The organism is Methylobacterium sp. WL18 (assembly GCF_008040015.1).
Classification (GTDB): domain Bacteria; phylum Pseudomonadota; class Alphaproteobacteria; order Rhizobiales; family Beijerinckiaceae; genus Methylobacterium; species Methylobacterium mesophilicum.
The window spans coordinates 1-3,224 of record NZ_VRVD01000538.1 but is presented as its reverse complement, the minus strand read 5'-3'; the positions used below and the strand labels follow the sequence as shown (position 1 = coordinate 3,224).

General features: G+C 70.3%; 3 protein-coding genes. All 3 read left to right on the top strand.

Translation table 11 applies throughout. From position 1 onward, the window contains the following. Nucleotides 1-48 precede the first annotated feature (48 nt). Nucleotides 49-1,347 (top strand): MFS transporter, encoded by a 1,299-nt coding sequence (locus tag FV228_RS24585; RefSeq protein WP_147856952.1) that lies wholly within the window; start codon nucleotides 49-51, stop codon nucleotides 1,345-1,347. A gap of 192 nt (nucleotides 1,348-1,539) precedes the next feature. Continuing rightward, nucleotides 1,540-2,706 carry a multidrug effflux MFS transporter gene (locus FV228_RS24580; RefSeq protein WP_147856953.1) on the top strand — a complete coding sequence of 389 codons (1,167 nt, stop codon included), beginning with the start codon at nucleotides 1,540-1,542 and terminating at the stop codon, nucleotides 2,704-2,706. Between the two features lie 75 nt (nucleotides 2,707-2,781). Next, a partial coding sequence (locus tag FV228_RS24575) for a DoxX family protein (RefSeq protein ID WP_147856951.1) occupies nucleotides 2,782-3,224 on the top strand: 443 nt, incomplete at its 3' end.

Sequence of the window (3,224 nt, the reverse complement as noted above, 5' to 3'; positions counted from 1 at the left end):
CCCCCCTGACACGCCGCCGCCGGCCGTCTCACACCCCGGAGCCCGAACATGTCCGTTCCCGTCGAGACGCTGCCCGCGCCGCCCCCCGTGCCGCGCCTGCACTATGCCTGGGTCGTGGTCGCGGTGACCTTCCTGGTGCTGCTGATCGGGGCGGGCGTGCGCGCGACGCCGAGCGTGCTGATCGTCCCGTGGGAGCGGGAATTCGGCTGGACGGCCGCCACGATCAGCGTCGGCATCGCGCTCAACATCTTCCTGTACGGCATGATCGGGCCGTTCGCGGTGGCGATCATCGAGCGCTTCGGCCTGCGCACCGCAGTGTGCTGCTCGCTCTTCGTCCTGGCCGTCGGCACGGCCGCCACCAGCCTGATGACGGCGCCGTGGCAGATGGTGCTGCTCTGGGGCATCGTAGTCGGATCGGGCTCCGGCATGGTCGCCAACGTGCTCGGCGCCACCGTGGCGGGCCGCTGGTTCGGCAAGCGGCGCGGCCTCGTGGTCGGGCTGCTCACCGCAAGCAGCGCCACCGGGCAGCTGATCTTCCTGCCGATGCTGGCCTCCCTGGCCGTCGGGTCGGGCTGGCGCTCGGTCTCGCTCCTGGTCGCGGCCGTGACCCTCCTGCTGATCCCGCTGGCGGCCCTGCTGCTGCGCGACCGGCCCGCCGATCTCGGCCTGCCCCGTTACGGCGAGACCACGATCACACCCACCCCGGTGCTCACCGAGAATCCTGCGGTGCGGGCCCTGCGCGGTCTGCGGACCGGCCTCAAGTCGAAGGATTTCTGGCTGCTCTCGGGCACGTTCTTCATCTGCGGTGCCTCGACCAACGGGCTGATCGGAACCCACCTGATTCCCGCCTGCATCGATCACGGCATCGCGGAGGTCACGGCCGCGGGCCTGCTCGCGGTGATGGGTATCTGCGACCTGATCGGCACCACGGCCTCGGGCTGGCTCACCGACCGATTCGATTCCCGCAAGCTGCTCGCCTGGTATTACGGCCTGCGCGGCCTGTCGCTGATCTTCCTGCCCTACTCGTTCGATCTCAGCTTCTACGGCCTGTCCCTGTTCGCGGTGTTCTACGGGCTCGACTGGATCGCCACCGTACCGCCCACCGTGCAGCTCGCCGGAAAGTCCTTCGGCGAGGAGAACGCTGCGCTGATGTTCGGCTGGATCGCCGCCGCCCACCAGATCGGCGCCGCCTCGGCCGCCTGGCTCGCCGGCATGGTGCGCACCGATACCGGGACCTATCTCGGCGCCTTCGTGTCGGCCGGCCTGCTCTGCCTGGTCGCCGCCCTGATGGCGGGCTTCGTCGGGCGCAACCCCCGGGAGCCGGCCCTGCGCCCGCTGCCGGCCTGAGCTGCATCGCGCAGGTACGTCGGCCATAAGCGTGCCGCGAAGGGGGCGCCTCCGTCGGGCGATTCCTTCGCAGCACGAGTGCGTATTGTGACAATCGCGATCCGGCCCAACCCGCCGGTCCAAGAGGCTCACGCCCCGCAGACCCGGTCGGGGCCGGGCTTCACCGAGTTCGTCGCCATCATCGCGCTGATGATGGCGGTCACCGCCATCTCGATCGACAACCTTCTGCCGGCCTTCCCGGCGATCGAGGCGCGCTTCTCCGTGTCCGATCCGAACCGGCTGCAACTCCTCGTCTACGTGTTCATGGCGGGGTTCGGCATCGCGCAGCTCGCCTACGGGCCGGTCTCGGACACGTTCGGGCGCCGGAAGGTCCTCCTGACGAGTCTCGCGATCTACGTGGTCGGCTGCGGGCTCGCTATGGTGGCGCCGAGCTTCGGCTGGCTGCTGGCGGCCCGCGTCATCCAGGGCATCGGCGCGGCCGGCGGGCGGGTGCTCTCGGTGGCTATCGTGCGCGACCGCTTCGCCGGCCGTGAGATGGCGAGCGTGATGTCGCTGACCATGATGGTCTTCCTGATCGTCCCGATGATCGCCCCGGCGATCGGCGGCCTGATGCTGGCGCTGGGATCGTGGGTCTACGTGTTCGTCTCGATGCTGGCTTTGGCCTTCTGGCTGACCGCCTGGTTCTCGCTGCGGATGCCGGAGACCCTCCACCCGGAATACCGCCGCCCGCTTTCCCTCCGGGCGACCTGGGACGCGGTGCGCACCACCGTGACGACCCGGGTCTCCATCGGCTACGCCACGGCGCTCGGCCTGCTCACCGGCTGCATCATGGGCTATGTCGGATCGGCCCAGCAGGTGTTCGACACCGGGCTGTACCACCTCGGGCCGCTGTTCCCCCTGGCCTTCGGGCTGGTGGCCGGCGCCATGGGGGCGGCGACGCTGATCAACGCCCGGATCGTCCGCCGGCTCGGGATGCGGGCGCTCTCGCATGCTGGCATCATCGCCTTCACGCTGGTGGCCCTGGCCCAGGTCGGAATCGGGCTCGCCTATCACGGCCACCCGCCGCTCGCGGCGTTCCTGTCGATCCTGGCGGCCAACCAGTTCCTGATGAGCTTCGCGCTGCCGAACTTCAACGCCCTGGCGCTCGAGCCGCTCGGCGCCATCGCTGGCACGGCCTCGTCGTTCGTCGGGTTCTACACCACGATGCTGGGGGCGTTCTCGGGCTACGTGATCGGCCAAGCCTTCGACGGGACCGTGCTGCCGGTCGGGATCGGCTACGCGACCCTCGGGGGCCTGGCGCTGCTGGTGGTGCTCTGGACCGAGCGCGGCCGGTTGTTCCGGGGCGGGGTGGCGGGTTGAGCGTTCGGACTTAACCCAGCCTTCAAACCAATACGGCACCCTCCGGTCAGCCCTAACAGCCGACCGGACTTGACCATGATCGCCCGCGCCCAGGACGGAACCCTTCTCGCCGCGCGCCTGCTCCTGGCCGCGGCACTCCTGCCGACGGGTATCGCCCGGGCGCTCAACGTCTCGGGCTTCGCGCTGACGCTCGCCGGCAGCGGCATGCCGTTCCCGAACGGCGTCGCCACCGCGGCCGTCGTCGTGCAGGTCTTCGGCCCGCTCGCCCTGATCCTCGGCGTTCTGCCGCGCCTGACCGGTCTGGCCCTCGCGGTCTTCGCCGCGGTGACGGCCGTGATGCTGCACGCCTTCTGGCAATATGTCGGACCGGCCGCAGTCGCCGAGCGAACGCTGATGCTGGCCGATCTCGGCCTCGCGGGCGGGTTCCTGATCTATGCGCTGACGGGCCCCGGCGCCTTCAGCTGGCAGGGCTGGCGCGCCGGCGTCGCGACGGAGCGACCGACTCCGCAGCGCGCTGC

Bases quoted from the DNA above. Each gene is read 5' to 3' on its own strand.
- FV228_RS24585 (WP_147856952.1), top strand. From the start codon at position 49: ATGTCCGTTCCCGTCGAGACGCTGCCCGCGCCGCCCCCCGTGCCGCGC.
- FV228_RS24580 (WP_147856953.1), top strand. From the start codon at position 1,540: ATGGCGGTCACCGCCATCTCGATCGACAACCTTCTGCCGGCCTTCCCG.